At 44.6% G+C, this 518-nt stretch carries 1 protein-coding gene; it reads left to right on the top strand.

From position 1 onward, the window contains the following. Window positions 1-23: 23 nt before the first annotated feature. On the top strand, window positions 24-518 hold a 495-nt coding region (locus R8N47_RS28405; RefSeq protein ID WP_318186507.1), incomplete at its 3' end, for a DNA-binding response regulator.

Consider the following 518-nt stretch of genomic DNA (forward strand, 5'->3'; position numbering starts at 1 on the left):
TGAACCTTGGGAGATTTGAACACGTGAGAAAGTCGGCTTACGCAAGAAAGCTATTTCTGATTAGTATGGAAGACGATGCTGCGCAGAAAGTCGCATCATTAGAAAAGTACATCGATATGAGCATTCCTGTAATCTCAACCGATGCCCTAATGGAAGCGAAACCCGAACATCGAAATAAAATTCTACTCATTGACTTCAGTGAACATAAATCACTCGTTCAATCGATTAAAAACCTGCCATTGGTTTGGAAGAACTTTGAGACGGTCGTGTTCAACGTTCCAAAACGCCTCACTACGGATGAACTGCTCGCCTTCGGTCAATTAAAAGGCTTGTTTTACAGCGAAGATTCTTTAGAACAAGTAGGCGAAGGACTGAAAGGCATTGTCAACGGGCAAAACTGGCTACCACGCAACGTAACCAGCCAACTGCTGCACTACTATCGAAATGTGATAAATACTCACACCGCGCCAGCAACCGTCGATCTCACCATTCGTGAACTGCAAGTGCTGCGTTGTCTG

The organism is Vibrio sp. 2132-1 (assembly GCF_033344315.1).